The organism is Janthinobacterium sp. PAMC25594, from assembly GCF_019443505.1.
Taxonomy (GTDB): Bacteria; Pseudomonadota; Gammaproteobacteria; order Burkholderiales; family Burkholderiaceae_D; genus Janthinobacterium.
Window position 1 is genome coordinate 4,150,697 of record NZ_CP080377.1, and the last position, 14,790, is coordinate 4,165,486.

The 14,790-nt window shown below is 62.2% G+C and carries 13 protein-coding genes; 8 read left to right on the top strand and 5 right to left on the bottom strand.

What is annotated here, in order from left to right:
• Window positions 1-8: 8 nt before the first annotated feature.
• From hisF to tatC, 7 genes are all read left to right on the top strand, one after another.
• Window positions 9-770, top strand: coding sequence for an imidazole glycerol phosphate synthase subunit HisF (gene hisF, locus KY494_RS18615; RefSeq protein ID WP_071075125.1), 762 nt, complete (start codon window positions 9-11; stop codon window positions 768-770).
• 26 nt (window positions 771-796) lie between these two features.
• Window positions 797-1,234, top strand: coding sequence for a phosphoribosyl-AMP cyclohydrolase (gene hisI, locus KY494_RS18620; RefSeq protein WP_070219635.1), 438 nt, complete (start codon window positions 797-799; stop codon window positions 1,232-1,234).
• Window positions 1,231-1,602 carry a phosphoribosyl-ATP diphosphatase gene (locus KY494_RS18625; protein ID WP_034753849.1) on the top strand — a complete coding sequence of 124 codons (372 nt, stop codon included), beginning with the start codon at window positions 1,231-1,233 and terminating at the stop codon, window positions 1,600-1,602. The genes hisI and KY494_RS18625 overlap by 4 nt, the downstream gene beginning before the upstream one ends.
• 15 nt (window positions 1,603-1,617) lie before the next feature.
• Window positions 1,618-1,989: a histidine triad nucleotide-binding protein gene (locus KY494_RS18630; protein ID WP_219887806.1), complete on the top strand. Its 372-nt coding sequence runs from the start codon at window positions 1,618-1,620 to the stop codon at window positions 1,987-1,989.
• A gap of 80 nt (window positions 1,990-2,069) precedes the next feature.
• Complete coding sequence (tatA, locus tag KY494_RS18635) at window positions 2,070-2,306, top strand: Sec-independent protein translocase subunit TatA (RefSeq protein ID WP_071075001.1); 237 nt, start codon at window positions 2,070-2,072, stop codon at window positions 2,304-2,306.
• Between the two features lie 48 nt (window positions 2,307-2,354).
• On the top strand, window positions 2,355-2,888 hold the full coding sequence (gene tatB / locus KY494_RS18640; RefSeq protein WP_219887807.1) for a Sec-independent protein translocase protein TatB: 534 nt from the start codon (window positions 2,355-2,357) through the stop codon (window positions 2,886-2,888).
• Window positions 2,885-3,640, top strand: coding sequence for a twin-arginine translocase subunit TatC (gene tatC / locus KY494_RS18645; RefSeq protein ID WP_219887808.1), 756 nt, complete (start codon window positions 2,885-2,887; stop codon window positions 3,638-3,640). The genes tatB and tatC overlap by 4 nt, the downstream gene beginning before the upstream one ends.
• An 84-nt stretch (window positions 3,641-3,724) precedes the next feature.
• On the opposite strand, the gene KY494_RS18650 is transcribed toward tatC, so the two are convergent.
• The 5 genes from KY494_RS18650 to KY494_RS18670 all read right to left on the bottom strand — a co-directional run bounded on the left by KY494_RS18650 (window position 3,725) and on the right by KY494_RS18670 (window position 13,203).
• Window positions 3,725-4,324, bottom strand: a complete 600-nt coding sequence (locus tag KY494_RS18650; protein ID WP_219887809.1) for a hypothetical protein — start codon at window positions 4,322-4,324, stop codon at window positions 3,725-3,727.
• Between the two features lie 172 nt (window positions 4,325-4,496).
• Window positions 4,497-6,356 carry a DUF885 domain-containing protein gene (locus KY494_RS18655; protein ID WP_219891642.1) on the bottom strand — a complete coding sequence of 620 codons (1,860 nt, stop codon included), beginning with the start codon at window positions 6,354-6,356 and terminating at the stop codon, window positions 4,497-4,499.
• Window positions 6,357-6,523: 167 nt separating this feature from the next.
• On the bottom strand, window positions 6,524-7,012 hold the full coding sequence (locus tag KY494_RS18660; protein ID WP_219887810.1) for a hypothetical protein: 489 nt from the start codon (window positions 7,010-7,012) through the stop codon (window positions 6,524-6,526).
• A 69-nt stretch (window positions 7,013-7,081) separates the two neighbouring features.
• Window positions 7,082-11,263 carry a DEAD/DEAH box helicase gene (locus tag KY494_RS18665; RefSeq protein WP_219887811.1) on the bottom strand — a complete coding sequence of 1,394 codons (4,182 nt, stop codon included), beginning with the start codon at window positions 11,261-11,263 and terminating at the stop codon, window positions 7,082-7,084.
• Complete coding sequence (locus KY494_RS18670) at window positions 11,260-13,203, bottom strand: S9 family peptidase (RefSeq protein ID WP_219887812.1); 1,944 nt, start codon at window positions 13,201-13,203, stop codon at window positions 11,260-11,262. The genes KY494_RS18665 and KY494_RS18670 overlap by 4 nt, the downstream gene beginning before the upstream one ends.
• 199 nt (window positions 13,204-13,402) lie before the next feature.
• Here KY494_RS18670 and hemE point away from each other — a divergent pair, with 199 nt between their 5' ends.
• A complete protein-coding gene (gene hemE / locus KY494_RS18675) occupies window positions 13,403-14,488 on the top strand; it encodes a uroporphyrinogen decarboxylase (RefSeq protein WP_072457493.1) in 1,086 nt (361 codons plus the stop codon).
• Window positions 14,489-14,790: the final 302 nt, after the last annotated feature.

The following is a 14,790-nucleotide window of genomic DNA, read 5'->3' on the forward strand; positions in this document are numbered from 1 at the left end:
AACCCATCATGCTTGCAAAACGTATCATCCCCTGCCTCGACGTGACCAATGGCCGCGTTGTCAAAGGCGTCAACTTCACGCAATTGCGCGACGCCGGCGACCCGGTGGAAATCGCCCGCCGTTATGATGAGCAGGGCGCCGATGAAATCACTTTCCTCGACATTACCGCATCGAGCGACAACCGCGGCCTGATCTTCGACATCATCGAAGCGGTGGCCTCGCAAGTGTTCATTCCGCTGACCGTGGGCGGCGGCGTGCGCGTGGTGGAAGACGTGCGCCGGCTGCTCAACGCGGGCGCCGACAAGGTCAGCATCAACACTTCGGCCGTGACGAATCCCCAGCTGGTGTTTGAGGCATCGCAAAAGCATGGCTCGCAATGCATCGTCGTGGCCATCGACGCCAAGCAGGTGTCGCCCGGCAAGTGGGAAGTGTTTACCCATGGCGGGCGCACGGCCACGGGCCTGGACGCCTTTGCATGGGCGCGTAAAATGGAAAGCCTGGGCGCTGGTGAAATCTTGCTCACCAGCATGGACCGCGATGGCACCAAGGTGGGCTTCGACCTGGGCCTGACGCGCGGCGTGTCCGACGCCGTCAGCATCCCCGTCATCGCTTCGGGCGGCGTGGGCGGCTTGCAAGACCTGGTCGACGGCATCAAGGTGGGCCGCGCGGACGCCGTGCTGGCCGCCAGCATCTTCCACTATGGCCAGCACACGGTACAGGAAGCCAAGCGTTTCATGGCGCAGCAGGGCATTCCCATGCGTCTGGCGTAAACAAAATAGTACCCAGGATATAGAACATGCAAAACGGAACCATCGTAGCAAGCAATGCGAAGTGGCTGAAAAAGGTCAAATGGGACGAGCACGGCCTGGTGCCCGTGATCGCGCAGGAAGCGGGCAGCAATGACGTGCTGATGTTCGCCTGGATGAACCGCGACGCGCTGGCGCGCACGGTGGAGCTGGGCGAAGCCGTGTACTGGAGCCGTTCGCGCAAGAAACTGTGGCACAAGGGCGAAGAATCGGGCCACACGCAAAAGGTGCTGGAAATCCGCCTCGATTGCGATGAAGACGTGGTCTTGCTGAAGATCGAGCAAGCGGGCGGCATCGCCTGCCATACGGGCCGCCATTCGTGCTTCTTCCAGAAATTCGAAGGCGACGAAAAAACGGGCGAATGGCAGATTACCGACCCCGTGCTGAAAGACCCTGAGACGATTTACGCGGAAAGCAAGAGCAAATGAGTGAAACGTTAAAACGCCTGGCCGCCGTGATCGAATCGCGCAAGCTGGCCAATGGCGGCGATCCCGCCACCTCGTATGTCGCGCGCCTGTTTGCCAAGGGCGATGACGCCATTTTGAAAAAAATCGGCGAGGAAGCGACGGAAACCGTGATGGCCGCCAAGGATGCGCGGCGCGACAACGACCCGTCGAAGGTGCTGTACGAATGCGCCGACCTGTGGTTTCACTCGCTGGTGATGCTGGCGCAGTTCGACCTGACGCCGCAGCAGGTGCTCGACGAGCTGGCGCGCCGCGAAGGCCTGTCCGGCCTGGAAGAGAAGGCGGCACGCAAGGATGAGCTGCGCGACGCCGGCGAAACAGACAAACACTGACCTACTGGAGCGTGCGTGGATAACTGTATTTTTTGCAAGATTGCTGCGAAACAAATTCCTTCTTCCATCGTGTATGAAGACGAGGACTTGCTGGCCTTCAAGGACATCAACCCGGCCGCCCCCGTGCATCTGCTGCTGATTCCGAAGCGCCACGTGGCCAGCCTGTCCGATTGCGACGACAGCCACACGGAAGTGCTGGGCAAGCTGCTGCGCCTGGCGCCGAAACTCGCTGCCGAATTCGGCTGCGCCGTCACGTATGAGGCCGATGGCACGCCCGCCGGCGGCTTCAAGACCATGATCAACAGCGGCCCGAACGGCGGGCAAGAGGTGTATCACCTGCACATGCATGTGTACGGCGGTCCCCGTCCCTGGCGCGGCCAGCACTGATTTCGCCGTGCGCCGGGTTCGCGTGTATACTACCGGCATTGGTTGATGCTATTCGGGCACCGTCCCGCAAGGAGAATGTGATGGGTTCATTGAGTATTTGGCACTGGGTGATCGTTCTGGTCATTGTGATGCTGGTCTTCGGCACCAAGAAACTGGGCAATATCGGCGGTGATATCGGCAAGGCCGTCAAAGGCTTCAAGGATGGCGTCAAGGGCGACGATGACGCCCCGGCAGCCAATACCCCTCCTGCTGCGCCATCGCAAGTGGCCGACAAAAGCACCATCGACGTCGAGACGAAAGAGAAAAGCAAGTTCTGATAGCGCGGCGGCGCCCCTGGCCCGCCCGGTAGACGCACTTGGACGCTTATGATCGATCTCGGTCTCTCTAAAATCGCCATCATCGGCGTGGTTGCGTTGATAGTCATCGGCCCTGAAAAGTTGCCGAGAGTGGCGCGCATGGCCGGTACCCTGTATGGCCGCGCGCAACGCTACCTGAACCAGGTGAAATCCGAAGTCTCGCGCGAAATTGAAATGGAAGAGCTGAAAAACCTGCAGAAGGAAGTGCAGGAGGCAGCCCATTCCGTCAAGCAAAACGTGGAGAAATCCATGCATGGCGTGGAAAACTCGATCTCCGGCAACCTGGCCGAGGTGGAAAACGCCTGGCGCGGCGATTCCAGCTCGTATGAGGGGCACCACGATGCCCATGAAGCCATGCTGCGCGCCACCAATGAAGACCTGGCCCGCAAGGCGCGTGAATTCCGCCGCAAGAAGCTGGTGCGCAATTCCGCCATCCCTGGCTGGTACAAGCAGCGCCATGGCGGCAAGCAGCACGTGCAGTCGGCGGCCGCCCGCGTGGCGCGTTTCCGTCCGCGCGCCAGTTCCTCCTCCTTTTACTCATGAGTAGCAAAGCCCCGGTGGAAGAAACCTTTATCTCGCATCTGGTCGAGCTGCGCAACCGGCTGGTCAAGGCCTCGATCGGTATCGCCGTCGTCTGCGCCGTGCTGTTCTATTGGCCCGGCCCTTCGCATATCTACGATTTTATTGCCGCGCCGATGATCGCCTCGCTGCCGGCCGGCTCGAAAATGATCGCCACCGGCGTCATCTCGCCGTTCCTGGTGCCGATGAAAGTGACGTTGGTGATCGCCTTCATCGTCGCCTTGCCCTGGGTGCTGTACCAGATGTGGGCGTTTATCGCGCCTGGCCTGTACACGCATGAAAAGCGCCTGATCGCGCCGCTGGTCATTTCCTCATCCCTGCTGTTCATCGCTGGCGTGGCCTTCTGCTATTTCTTTGTGTTTGGCCGCGTGTTCCACTTCATCAGCGATTTTTCGCCGTCGTCGATCGCGGTGATGCCCGATATTGAAAACTACCTCGATTTCGTCATGTCGATGTGCCTGGCCTTTGGCGCCACGTTCGAAGTGCCCGTGGTGGTGGTGATCCTCGTGCGCATGGGCCTTGTTTCCATTGCGAAACTCAAGGAAGTGCGTCCCTACATCATCGTCGGCGCCTTCGTGATTGCCGCCATCGTCACGCCGCCGGACGTCGTCAGCCAGTTCTCGCTGGCCATCCCGATGTGCCTGTTGTTCGAGCTGGGCCTGCTGGTGGCGCCCATCTTCGTCAAGGCCACCCAGGCGCCGGAAGAAGCGTCCTAGGCTCTCTACTATACTCGCAAGCAAAAGCCGCCGACCTCTCCCGGGAGCAGCGGCTTTTTTATCGCCGGATGGGGAGGTGAGTGCTTACTGCAGCATCAGTTTGCTGAGGATGCCCAAGTTGAGCAGGATCAAGGTACTCATCATCCAGTAGACGTGTTTCATGTCCGCGCCCTGGCGCAAGTCCAGGCGTTCCAGGCGGGCGTCGAATTTTTGCTCGGAGTGATCGAATCTGGCATCGAATTTCTGTTCCAGGGTATCTATCCGAGTATTGAATTTGTGTTCCAAGGTATCTATCCGGGTATCGAATTTGTGTTCCAGGGTATCTATCCGGGTATCGAATTTCTGCTCCAATGTATCTAATTTGGTATCGAATTGGCGTCCCAGCGCATCTATCCTGGTATCGAGTTTCAAATCCAGCGCGTCTATCCGGGTATCGAGTCTGAGCTCCAGCGCATCGATCTTCAACTCCAGGGCGCCAAACTTGGTGTCGACCTTTTGCGATACCAGCTTGATTTCCCCCAGCAGATTGCGTTCCAGCGCCGCCAGCTCACTATGCACGACCACGGCTGAACCCAGCACCTCGCCCAAGGCCGCCGCATGGGCTTCTGCCTGCTGCGTGGGCACGCCTGCCGAGGCGAGGCGTTTGGCGTAATCGAGGGTGTCGAACTGGATGGGCATATGCATGGACGCTCCTGAAATCCAGCCTAGCAGGAAAATCGGCAATTGCCAGTGAGGAGAGCGGTGGCGCTTGCCTTCCCATCAGCCTAATGGACAAGGCAGCGAATCGTTTGCGGCGGCGCAAACGGATGTAAAAAGGGCGCCGCAGCGCCCTTTGCAAGGTGAGGATGCGTATCGCTTAATTCATCAGTTCCTTGATGACTTTCACGGGCGCGCTGCCGTAGCTGAGGAATTGCTCGTGGAAATCCTTCAGCACGAATTTGCTGCCCAGCGCTTGCTTGCGCTGTTCGCGCAAGTCCATGATTTCGCTATAGCCGCTGAAATAGCTGGTCAGTTGCACCGAACTCAGCTGCACGCGACGCCATTTTTCCGTCGCTTCACGCTTGGTCTGGAAGGCCTGGCGCGTCAGCAGGTCCAGCGCCTGCTCCTGCGTCATGCCCTGCACGTGCACGCTGTAGTCGAGGATGGTGTTGGTGACGCTGCGCAAGTTCCACTTCGAATACATCAGCCACATTTCCGGCGCATTGTTGCCATAGCCCGATTCAAGCATCATGCGTTCGCCATACACGGCCCAGCCTTCGATCATGGCACCGTTGCCGAAGATGGACTTGACCAGCGACGGCGATTTGTTGGCATACACGAGCTGCGTGTAGTGGCCAGGGATGGCTTCGTGGATGTTCAGGATCTGCAAGATCCAGTGGTTGTACTCGCGCAAGCTGCTTTCCGCCTGTTCCGCCGTCTCGCCGTCGAGCGGCGTCACGTTGTAATAGGTGCGGTCCTGCGGACGGTAGGGGCCGGGCGCCTCGATGCTGGCGCCGGCCACGCCGCGCTGGTAAGCGGGCGTTTCACGCACGACCAGCGGTTTTTTCGGGTCCATCGTCAGCAGGTTGTGGCTGGTCACCCATTCCTGCAATTCCGGGATCTGGCGGCGGATTTCCGGCACGAAATCGGCGGGTGCCACGTGATTGCTGGACAGCTTGTCGATCACCATGCCGATCTTCGCCGTGCGGTCCGCCGGCTTGGCCGTGGCGCCCATGGTTTTCACCCACAGCTCGTCGGACAGGCTATCCATGTGCTCAAGCAACTTTTCGCGCGCGGCCAGGGCTTTCTGATACATCTGCTCGGCGCTCACGCTGGCCTGGATATCGTAGGCGAACTTCTGTTCATATAAATCTTTGCCAATGCGGAAGGAACGCGCGTTGCCGTTCTGCGCCAGCGCCGCATCCTGCTCCGTCAGCCAGGTCGCATAGCCTTGCACGGCCGAGCGGGCCGCGGCGATGCGCGCGTTGTACAGCTGTTTTTCGAGCGGCGTCAGGATGGACGCCTGTGCCGTCTTGTTCAGGTCGTCAAGCACGCTGAGCACGCCGGCGCTCTGGGCGATGGCCAGCTGCGTGTGTTCGCGCGTGGGGTGATTGATACTGGCGCGCGCGGCCGCATAGTATTGCGGCACGCTGGCGATGCGCTTGAGCAGGGTGCGCAGGCGCTGCGGCTGCGCCGCGTATTCCGTGTTCAGGATGAAGTCGATGGAGCCGGCCACGTTGTACTGGGCGGGATTCCATTCGAATTCGCGGAAGGTGGTCAGATACCAGCGATCCGATTGCAGTTTATTCGTCAGCAAGGCCAAGTCGGTACGTTGCTTGTCCGACATTTTGCTGGCATTCAGCTTGCCGAACTTGCCCAGCCATTCTTCGATGAAGGCCAGTTGCTTCTGGCGGCTGGCCGCGTCGGGAATGCTCAGGTTGGCGGCGCCATCGTACTTGCCGACCGAAATCGCGCTTTCCGGGTCCAGGCGCCACAGGGCCGTGAGGAACTGGCCACTCAGGTTATTCATGGAGCGGTCGCTGCTGTTCTCGCTGGCGACGGCGGCGACCGTGGCTGCCGTAGCGGCCGTGACGACGGCCGCTTTCTTGGCGACGGTTTTTTTCTTACTGCTGCTGGTACTGGCCTTGCCGTTCTTCTGCGGCTTTTTGGCGGCGCTGGCCGGTGTCAGGGTAAAGGCCAGCATCAATGCGGCGAGCGCAACTTTATTTCTTGTCAGCATAGTTTATCTCTTGAATATTTTGTTGTTTGCTCTCATCAGAAAATAATAAACTGATAATATAAGTAACAAACAACTATTGAAAGGTTGGCTTTGCTTGCCAGGGCGGCCAAAGATTAGCATTAATTACCGCGCTTGCGCAGTTTTTTGCCAGCAAGCCAGCTTCGCTAGACGACGATGGCGCTGCCGTGCAGCAGCTCCTGGTGGCGCGCATTGATGGCCGCCACGGCATCCTTGCCGCGCGCCATGCCGGTGGCGTGGATTTCGATGTCCTGCGTGTAGCGCTGGCTGACGCGCACCGTGTAGGACTGGAACAGCCAGCTCCAGAAATTGGTTTCGTAGACGGCTTCATCCATGTCGCGCCATTTGACGCCCATGAGTTTCTTTTTCCACGGCAAAATGCCGGATGCCAGCCACACGCCCGCCTCGTCGTAGTACAACTGATAGCTGCGGATGGTCAGCAGGCGGTAGCCGACGATCAGGGCCGAGCCGATCAGCACCACGAAGGCGGCGCGCGCGTTGTACTTGAAAGCCAGCGGCAGGGCGGCAAAGAACAGCAGCACGGCAATGATGAAAGTGCTGACATAGGCCGTCCAGGATTTGCCGCACAAAAAGGTGGCGCGCTGGCCGGCGCTGGTGGCGATGTAATCGGTCATGGGGCAAGAAAGTAGAGCGGAAAAACGATCATCGCATGGAACGCCGTTTCCCCGTGCATTTTTTCAAGCTCATCGCTTCAACCCCTCCTGCAGCATGCCCAGCATGTCGCTGGCCGACATGCGCGCGGCCGCGTCGCTGCCTTCCAATAAACTGTCGGCCAGGTCGCGTTTGTGCTGGTGCAATTCGACGATGCCTTCCTCGATCGTGTGCTTCGCCACCAGCCGGTAGATGGTGACGGGACGCAATTGCCCCATGCGGTGGGCGCGGTCCGAGGCCTGGTCTTCCACGGCCGGATTCCACCACGGGTCCATGTGGATCACGTAATCGGCCGCCGTCAGATTGATGCCCATGCCGCCCGCTTTCAGGCTGATCAGGAAAACATCGCCTTCTCCCGCCTGGAAGGCGTCGACGCGGCGCTTGCGCTCCTGCATCGGCGTGCTGCCGTCCAGGTACTGATAGCTGACGCCATGCTGCTCCAGGTGCTTGCGGATGAGTGTTAAATGGTCGACGAACTGGCTGAAGACGAGCACCTTGTGGCGGTTTTCCAGCAAGCCCGACAGCAGCTCGGCGAAGGCCGCCAGCTTGCTGCTGGCCAGGCCCAGTTCCGGCGCCACCAGCTGCGGATTGCAGCAGGCGCGGCGCAGCTTCATGATCTCCGCCAGGATCTGGATGGCCTTTTTCGACGCCGGTCCTTCCACCATGGCCAGCTTTTCCAGCGCTTCGCGGCGCAACGATTCGTACAGCGCCGTTTCCGGCGGCGACAATGCCACTTCCAGCACGATTTCCGTGCGCGACGGCAATTCGGACAGCACTTGCGTCTTCGTGCGGCGCAGGATGAATGGCGCGATCAGGCGGCGCAGCCGCAAGCGCGCGCCGGCCGCCGCCCGCTTGTCCTGATCCTTTTCGATCGGTCCCGCAAAGCGCAAATTGAACTGGTCGAGGGTGCCCAGCAAACCCGGGTTAATGAAGCGGAACAGATTCCACAGTTCGCCCAAATGGTTTTCCAGCGGCGTGCCGCTGGCCACCATGCGGAAATCGCCTTGCAAGGCCATCACGGCTTGCGAGCGCTTGGTGGCGCCATTCTTGATCGCCTGCGCTTCGTCGAGCACGATCGTATGCCAGCGCACGCCGGCAAACAGGGCCGCTTCCTGCTGCAGCAAGCCATAGCTGGCCACCACCACGTCGAACGGCTGCAAGGTATCGAGCATGTCGGCCCGGTCGCCGCTGCCGAACAGTTTGATGTTCAGGGTGGGCGCGAAGCGTTGCGCTTCGCTGATCCAGTTCATGCACACGGACGTGGGCGCGACCACCAGGGTGGGGCCGTTGGGCGCGCGCGCCAGGATCAGCGCCAGCGCCTGTAAAGTCTTGCCGAGTCCCATGTCGTCGGCCAGGCAGGCGCCCACGCCCCAGTGCGCCAATCGCGCCAGCCAGTTAAAACCGGCCAGCTGGTAGTCGCGCAAGTCGGCCTGCAGGGTGCTGGGCAGCTGCGGCTGATAATCGTCGAGGGCGCGCAGGCGCAGCAAGTGTTCGCGCCAGAGTTTGTCGGCCTTCACGCCGCCCGCATCGTTGGCCAGCTCTTCCAGTGCGAAGGCGGCCAGCGGGTGGATGTGCACGCCATCGGCATGCGCCTCGCCATACGCGGCCAGCTCGGACAGGCGGCGGTGCAATTCGTCGCTGAGCGCGAGGAACTGGTTGTCGCCCAGGGCCACGAAGCGGCTTTTATTGTTCTGCATCAAATCGAGCAGGGCACGCAAATCCATCACCTTGTCTTCGTCGATCTGCACTTCGCCGCTGGCGGCAAACCAGTCCTTTTCGCTCTTGATATTGAGGCGCATCTGGCCGCTGTCAATGCGTTTCGACACGCGCATGGTTTCGCCTTCGGGCCAGGCCAATACCATGTCGGCGGGATCGAGCGCCTGCAGCTCCACCAGCAGTTGCAGGCCCAGCGCAGGCTGGCCCAGCAGCCACTCGCCATGCTCTTCTTGCGCTTCTTCCAGCACCAGGCAACGTCCGATCAGCTGGCGCTGCGCTTCGCGTTCCGCATTCAGGTCGCGCCGCGCCTGCACGGCCCGGCCCGCCACGTCGGCAAACACGCTTTCGGCACCGCTGCCGGGCGCGTAATAGGCGCCGTTGTCGAGCAAGGGGCGCACCAAGATCTGCATTTTGAGGCCCTGCTGGTAGGGCAGCAGGTGCACGTGCAGGCGGTGGTCGGCCGTGATGACTTCCGCGTCGCCGGCGCCGCCGCCGATATCCGATTGCACGGTGACCATCGATGAAATGGCGCCGATCGCCTGCATCACCTGTTTTTCCGCATGCAGCGGTACGGACAGGCCCAGGCCCACGATGGCGCCGATGCGCCGGTGCTCGTCGAGGATGTGCACCACGCGCAAGCGCGTCGGCGTTTCCCGCTGCACCACGACGTTGCCGCCGTTGTCGGGCAATGGCGGTTGCATGCCCAGCCACAGCTGCCCCTCGTGCGACTTGATGAGCAGCTCGGGCGCGCCGGCGATCAGTTCCACGCGCGTGTCGGGATGGTCGAGCCAGAACACGAGCGGGTGGCCCACCAGCAAGATGGCGGCCTTGTCCAGTTCGATTTCATAGCGCGGCGCCGACGAATAATACTGTTTGAACGGTGCGATGCTGCCCGCCGCGCGGGCGTCTTGCGGCGTGAGGAAATCGATGTCGCCCGCCTCTTCGGCCAGGCGTTTGAGGCCCATGGCGCGGCCCTTGCTCCAGCCACCGCGCGCGTCGCGTTTCTGCTCGCGCACTTCCACGGCCGTCAGGCCGAAGCGCGGGTCGAACGCCACCAGCCACACGAGGCGCGAGACGCTGCCGATGGCTTCGGCGGGCGCGTTCTGCTGCAGGTTGATCAGCGCGCTCAGCTGGCGCTGCCACGCTTCCTGGCGCTCGAACCACGGCGCCATGTCCGTCAAGCCGTGCTGCGCCCGCTTGGACGTGGCATAGCGCTCCTGCTGCGGCTCGCCCAGCAGGCCCAGCAAGCCGGCCGCCTGCGCGGCGATCAGGTCGTAGCCGGCCGCGTCCGCTTGCTGCACCAGCAAGCGCAATTGATCCTTGCGTTCGCTCAATTGCGGTAGCGCCAGCCAGTAGTACAGCAAGGCCTGGAACAGCTGCGCCTGCAAGCCCGTTTCCCAGCTGCGCGTGGGGATCGCATCGGCTTGCAGCACGCCGGCGCGCACCAGGCGCAAGGTATTCAACTGCTGGTAGACGATGCTGTCGTGGTTCGGCTGCGCATGCAGCGCGATATCGAGATAGGTTTCCGCGCTTTTCAGCAGCTTGGCGTCGTTGCCGCGCAGCAGGGCTAGCACGTACAGGTGGCCGCCGATGCCCGTAAAGCACAGCTTGCGCTTGCCCGTTTCCTTGCGCAGCCCTTTCAGGGCCGTGTCGAAGCCCGCCACGGCGTGCGCGTGTTCGCCGCGAAGCAGGGCGATGCTGCTGTCGACAAACAGCGCCTGCGGCCCCTGCTGGCCCGCCAGGTAGCGCGCGGCGGCGTCGAGTTCGCCGCACAGCAGGGCATCCTCGGCCAGGGCCAGCGGCAGGGCGGCGCCGATATGGTCGCCGGCCGCCGTCTGGCGCGCGTGGTGCGCGCGCGCATAGCTGCGGATGGCGTGCGCCGTGGCCGGCTCGCGCGGGGCGTTGCCCAGCAGCACGGCGAGGATGTCATCTTGCAGTTGCGGCATGACGAAAGACAGCATTTCCGGCTCGAACGGGCGGCCGAAAATCTCGATCAGCGGATGCAGCTGCTGCGCTTCATAGCACGCCATGCAGGCGGCCAGGATGGCGGCCACCTGGCGTACCTCGTCGTTGCGCAACAGGGCGATGCGCAGGCGCGCCACGCCTTGCCGGTAGCTGCGCAATTCCACATAGCCATCCCAGTTGCGGCGCACGGGGTTGATGGTTTCGATCGCCTGGCACAGGTCGCGAAACGCCAGGTGCTCGATGGCCGCGCGCATGGCGGGCCAGCGCAGCTTCGCTTCGCAGGCATAGCCGCGTCCCACCACCTCGCTGGCCAGCGCGTGCCGCGTCAAATGCTGCAGCATGCTCGTGACGGTGAGCAGGGCAAACGGCGTGCCGTCCGGCTCGACGATATTGGCGCGCTGCAAGTGTTCATACACGGCATGCTTGCCCACCGGCTCGCCCGCAATCGCCAGCAAGGCCAGGATCATCTGTTCGTGCTGCTCCAGGGCGGCGAATTCGTCCAGCAAGAGCTGGTCTGCATGCGGATCGGTCATGCGGGCAAGTTGGCGATATGCACGGGAGGCTCGCCGGCCGCCACGGGCAGGCCGAACACGCGCTGGTAGAAATACAGTTCCGCGTCCAGCGTGCGCACGATGTTTTCCGCCTTGCGGAAGCCGTGGCCCTCGCCTTCGAGCGGCACGTACGCGACGGGCACGCCGCGCGCCTGCAGGGCGTCGACCATCTGCTGCGACTGCTGCGGCGGCACCACCTTGTCATCGAGGCCCTGGAAGAAGATCATCGGGCGCGACAGTTTGTCCGTGTGGTGGATGGGCGAGCGCTCAAGGTAGAGCGCCTCGGCTTGCGGCTGCGGGGCGATCAGGTAATCGGTATAGCGCGATTCGAACTTGTGCGAATCGTCGTCCAGGCCCTTCAGGTCGGACACGCCATAGTAGCTGGCGCCCGCCTTGAAGACGTCGTGGAAGGTCAGCGCGCACAGGGTCGTCAGGCCGCCCGCACTGCCGCCGCGCACGATCAGGCGCTCGGGGTCGGCCAGGCCGTTGGCGGCCAGATAGCGCGCGCCGGCGATGCAGTCTTCCACGTCGACGATGCCCCATTGCCCGCGCAGCGCGTCGCGGTACTCGCGGCCGAAGCCGCTGCTGCCGCCATAGTTGACGTCAAGCACGCCGATGCCGCGGCTGGTCCAGTACTGCGTCGCCAGTTTCAAGGTATTGCTGGCCATGCTGGTGGGGCCGCCATGGCTGATGACGATGACGGGTGGTAATGTGCCTGCGGGCGCTTGCACGTCGTCATTTTTCGGCGGATAAAAGAAGGCGTGCGCCGTGCGGCCGTTGCTGCTAGGAAAACTCAAGCTGCGCGGCACGGACAGGTAAGCCAGCGCGGGCAATTGCGCGATCGACTGCGCCAGCACTTCCAGTTCGTGGTTCGACAGGTCGATGCGCGCCAGTTCCAGCGCGATGGTGGGGCTGCCGCCCAGCAGCGCGACGAAGCCGGGCCCCACGCGCAGTTCGCGGATTTCCTGGTACGGATGCGGGATCGGCTCGAGTTTCGCCTCGGCCACGCTCAATTGCGCCAGGTAGCTGATGCCGGCCTGGATATACGTGCAGACGATTTCGTCGTCGGACAGAAAACCGTACATGCTGGCGCCGAAGGTCCAGTGCGGCGTGGCAAATTCCGCTTCCATCGGGCACAGCGCCTCGATGTCGGCGCCGTGCAAGCGGTACAGATTCCACCAGCCGCTGCTGTCGGAAACGAAGTGCAGCAAGCCGTTTGGCGACCATTCCGGCTGGCAGATCGACTCGCGCGCGCCGCCGGCGATCAGGCGTGGCGAACCCAGGCTGCCATCCGCGTGCACGTCGGCCAGCCACAGTTCCGTGCCTTGCCACGGCAGGCGCGGGTGATCCCAGCTGATCCAGGCCAGCTGGCTGCCGTCCGGCGACAAACGCGGCGCCGCATAAAAGTCGTGACCGCGCGCCAGCACTGTCTCGCGCCCGTCGAATCCGACGGCGGCCAGGCAGTTTTCCGGATGGGCATGTCCCTCTGCCGGATGCTGTTCGCGCACGGCGATCAGGCGGGAACGGGCCGCATCGACGACGAAGTCCGCATGGCGCGTGTTGCCGCCCGTGGTGAACGCTTCGGGTGCGGCGTCGCCGCTCACGCGGTACAGGCAATTGTCGGCGAAATGCGAAAAATACACGGTATCGCCGGCCACGGCATATGCGCCGCCGCCGTATTCATGCACGCGGGTGCGCACATTGAACGGTGCCGGCGTCAGTTCATCGACCCGCGCGCCGCGCTGGCGCAGCAGGGTGTTGCGGCCCGCCTCGCTGGCGCGCCCGGCCAGCCAGAACACGTCGGCCCCATCCGCGCCGCCCAGGGCCAGCTGCGTCAGCGGCGAGGCGCCAGCGGCGACGATGGCCGCGCTGATCGGCGATGGCCAGATGCCATAAGGGGTGCTGGATGCGGTCGAGGTCATGCGGGCTCCGTGTCGTGGTGGAAAGAGGGGGCCTCCAGGCGGCGTCAGGCAGCGCGGCGGCGTGCATCATCATAATGGAAGGGCCGGCACAACGAAAGTCATCGCTGTGCGTGGCAAATGCTGCAAAGCGGCACTGGAATCAATGAAATGGCGGCGATTGGATGCGATAATACCGCTTCTCCAAGCTCGATTGCCTGCCATGCCACAATTTGCTCCGCTCCAGAATGACACTTTCCTGCGCGCCCTGTTGCGCCAGCCGACCGAGCACACCCCTGTCTGGCTGATGCGCCAGGCGGGCCGCTATCTGCCCGAATACCGCGCCACGCGCGAGCGGGCCGGCTCCTTCCTGGGCCTGGCGAAGAATCCCGATTACGCCACCGAAGTCACCTTGCAGCCCCTGGAGCGCTTCCCGCTCGACGCGGCCATCCTGTTTTCCGACATCCTGACGGTGCCTGACGCGATGGGCCTGGGCTTGTATTTCGCCGATGGCGAAGGCCCGAAGTTCGAGCGTCCGCTGCGCACGGAGCAAGATGTGAAGGCCTTGCAAGTGCCGGACCTGGAGTCGCTCGACTACGTTTTCAAGGCCGTCACGCAAATCCGCACGGAACTCAATGGCCGCGTGCCGCTGATCGGTTTTTCCGGCAGCCCGTGGACCCTGGCGTGCTACATGGTGGAAGGCGGCGGCTCGAAAGAGTTCCATACCATCAAGAAGATGCTGTACAACCGCCCTGACCTGATGCACCACATCCTGGCCATCAACGCCACTTCCGTGGCGCAGTACCTGAATGCGCAAATCGATGCCGGCGCGCAAGCCGTGATGATTTTCGATTCCTGGGGCGGTGCGCTGGCCGATGGCGCCTACCAGGAATTTTCGCTGGCCTACATGCAGCAAGTGGTGGCGCAGCTGAAACGCGACAAGGATGGCGTCAAGATTCCCGCCATCGTGTTTACCAAGGGCGGCGGCCAGTGGATCGAGCAGATCGCCGACATCGGCGCCGATGCCGTGGGCCTGGACTGGACCGTCAACCTGACGCGCGCGCGCCAGCTGGTCGGGCATAAAGTGGGCTTGCAGGGCAATCTCGACCCGGCCATCCTGTTCGCCAGCCCGGAGCAGATCCGCGCCGAAGTGGCGAAAGTGCTCAACGCCTTTGGCGCGCCGTCGGCCGGTACGGGCCACGTATTCAACCTGGGCCATGGCATTTCCCAGTTCACGCCGCCGGAATCGGTCGAAGCGATGGTGGAAGCCGTGCACAGCATGAGCCGCGCCATGCGCAGCGGTCAGTAACGCAATACCGCTTCCCCTGGCGCAGGGGCAGAAAAGGCAGGCTTCCCAGCGGAAGCCTGCCTTTTTCTTTGCTGCGCCTTAGCAGGAAATACCGACTTATGCACAATTTTTTTTGCTGCGGAAATAAGAGGCAGTTGAAAAGCCATGCCCGGGGATGCTCTGCAAGTACTTGATTATTAAGAAATAAAAAATGTCTTGTCGGACGGACTTTGTTGCAATTGATAAGGTTATTCTTCCGTTTGCCAGCCTTATTCCTTCATTGTCCACAAAGTTATCAACAGATTCTGTGGATAAAATTGAAA

Bases quoted from the DNA above. Each gene is read 5' to 3' on its own strand.
- hisF (WP_071075125.1), top strand. From the start codon at position 9: ATGCTTGCAAAACGTATCATCCCCTGCCTCGACGTGACCAATGGCCGC.
- hisI (WP_070219635.1), top strand. From the start codon at position 797: ATGCAAAACGGAACCATCGTAGCAAGCAATGCGAAGTGGCTGAAAAAG.
- KY494_RS18625 (WP_034753849.1), top strand. From the start codon at position 1,231: ATGAGTGAAACGTTAAAACGCCTGGCCGCCGTGATCGAATCGCGCAAG.
- tatA (WP_071075001.1), top strand. From the start codon at position 2,070: ATGGGTTCATTGAGTATTTGGCACTGGGTGATCGTTCTGGTCATTGTG.
- tatB (WP_219887807.1), top strand. From the start codon at position 2,355: ATGATCGATCTCGGTCTCTCTAAAATCGCCATCATCGGCGTGGTTGCG.
- tatC (WP_219887808.1), top strand. From the start codon at position 2,885: ATGAGTAGCAAAGCCCCGGTGGAAGAAACCTTTATCTCGCATCTGGTC.
- KY494_RS18650 (WP_219887809.1), bottom strand. From the start codon at position 4,324: ATGCATATGCCCATCCAGTTCGACACCCTCGATTACGCCAAACGCCTC.
- KY494_RS18660 (WP_219887810.1), bottom strand. From the start codon at position 7,012: ATGACCGATTACATCGCCACCAGCGCCGGCCAGCGCGCCACCTTTTTG.
- KY494_RS18665 (WP_219887811.1), bottom strand. From the start codon at position 11,263: ATGACCGATCCGCATGCAGACCAGCTCTTGCTGGACGAATTCGCCGCC.
- KY494_RS18670 (WP_219887812.1), bottom strand. From the start codon at position 13,203: ATGACCTCGACCGCATCCAGCACCCCTTATGGCATCTGGCCATCGCCG.
- hemE (WP_072457493.1), top strand. From the start codon at position 13,403: ATGCCACAATTTGCTCCGCTCCAGAATGACACTTTCCTGCGCGCCCTG.